The 1,685-nt window shown below is 67.8% G+C and carries 2 protein-coding genes and 1 pseudogene; all 3 read right to left on the bottom strand.

Features of this window, described 5'->3' with window-relative positions; genetic code table 11:
• Positions 1 to 210: pseudogene (locus AC27KI_RS24270) on the bottom strand (Tim44 domain-containing protein); the annotation flags it as partial.
• A gap of 53 nt (positions 211 to 263) precedes the next feature.
• Entirely contained in the window at positions 264 to 995 is a 732-nt protein-coding gene (ubiE, locus tag AC27KI_RS24275; RefSeq protein ID WP_284405490.1) for a bifunctional demethylmenaquinone methyltransferase/2-methoxy-6-polyprenyl-1,4-benzoquinol methylase UbiE, read from the bottom strand.
• A gap of 111 nt (positions 996 to 1,106) precedes the next feature.
• Entirely contained in the window at positions 1,107 to 1,541 is a 435-nt protein-coding gene (locus AC27KI_RS24280; protein ID WP_272565478.1) for a gamma-butyrobetaine hydroxylase family protein, read from the bottom strand.
• Positions 1,542 to 1,685 lie beyond the last annotated feature (144 nt).

The following is a 1,685-nucleotide window of genomic DNA, read 5'->3' on the forward strand; positions in this document are numbered from 1 at the left end:
CGGTGCGGCGGCGGGCTTGGCGGCCGCCGCGCTGTTGACGTTCTGCGCCGGTGCGCCGGGCGCAGCGGGCGGAGGCGAAGCCGCCTCGCGCTGCGTCACATTGCTCGACTGCTTGCCAACGGACTTGCCGCCGCCCATGCGGCGCGCATCCGCATCGGCATGCACCACCAACAACATGGCGACCAGCGCCACGGACCACAGTTTCATCATGTCATCTCCAATTTATAGATAGGTGCCGGCTGCGAACGAAAACGCAAGGCGGCTCAGCACTTGATTCCAACATGCAAAGCAACGATTCCCCCCGTCATGTTGTGATAGTCCACATGCCCAAAGCCATTTTTCTGCATGAGGGTTTTGAGTTCTTCCTGCCCCGGATGCATGCGGATCGACTCGGCGAGGTAGCGATAGCTCGCGTCGTCGCCGGCCACCATCCGGCCCAGCTGGGGCAGCACCTTGAAGGAATACCAGTCGTAGGCCTTCTCCAGCGGCTTGGCCACCTTGGAGAACTCCAGCACGAGCAGGCGGCCGCGCGGCTTGAGCACGCGGCACATCTCGGCAAGGGCCTGGTCCTTGTGCGTCATGTTGCGCAGGCCGAAGGCCACGCTCACCACGTCGAAGTGGCCATCGGGAAAGGGCAGCTTCTCGGCGTCGCAGACCAGCGTGGGCAGCACCACGCCGGCATCGATGAGGCGGTCGCGCCCCACGCGCAGCATGGCTTCATTGATGTCGGTGTGCACCACCTCGCCCGATGCGCCGACCTTTTTGGCGAAGGCCTTCGCCAGATCGCCCGTGCCGCCCGCGATGTCGAGCACGCGGTGGCCCTCGCGCAGGTTGGCGACCATGACCGTGTAGGCCTTCCATGCGCGGTGCAGGCCACCGGACATGAGGTCGTTCATGACGTCGTACTTCGATGCGACGGAGTCGAAAACGCCGCGCACGCGGCGCGCCTTTTCCGCTTCATCGACCGACTGGAATCCGAAATGCGTGGTGCTCATTCCGCGATGCTAGGGGCGCGGGCCCCGCTCGTACAGCGACAACCCCGCACCTGCATGGGGCATCTGTCGCAATTTGGACGCTGCGGCGCGCGCCGAGCGGGCCCGCCGCCGTCAGTGCGCGCAGCCGCCAGAGCCGTGCGAATGGCCGCCACCGCCGCGCCGGGGCGGCATCGGCGTGTCGCGATCGGCGCCGGCCTCGTCCAGCCGGCGCAGGTAGTCGGCCCAAAGCGCGTCCTGGCGCTGGCCGAGTTCGTAGAGGTAATCCCACGAGAAGATGCCCGTGTCGTGGCCGTCGGAGAACGTGGGCTTGACCGCGTAGTTCCCCACCGGCTCCAGCCCCGCGAGCGTGACGTGGCGCTGCCCGGTCTGCAGCACCTCCTGGCCCGGGCCGTGGCCCTGCACCTCGGCGGAGGGCGAGTACACGCGCATCAGCTCGAACGGGATGCGGAAGGCCGCACCGTCCGAGAACACCACCTCCAGCACGCGCGATGCCTCGTGCACCGTGATCGACTGCGGCGTGGGTGCGCCGGCTTTCAAACCTGCCATGGAAATCCTCTGTGCGTTTGCGTTGTGCCCGCTGCGGGCGGCCCGATGGAGCCGGAGCGCGATTGTCCCACCGCGCCCTGGCCGGGCCGTCAGCGCGCCCTGCGCGGGCTCACGCGCCTGGGCGTCAGGCCAGTTGCGCCAGCC

The organism is Acidovorax sp. KPB24-03 (assembly GCF_057546605.1).

Bases quoted from the DNA above. Each gene is read 5' to 3' on its own strand.
- ubiE (WP_284405490.1), bottom strand. From the start codon at position 995: ATGAGCACCACGCATTTCGGATTCCAGTCGGTCGATGAAGCGGAAAAG.
- AC27KI_RS24280 (WP_272565478.1), bottom strand. From the start codon at position 1,541: ATGGCAGGTTTGAAAGCCGGCGCACCCACGCCGCAGTCGATCACGGTG.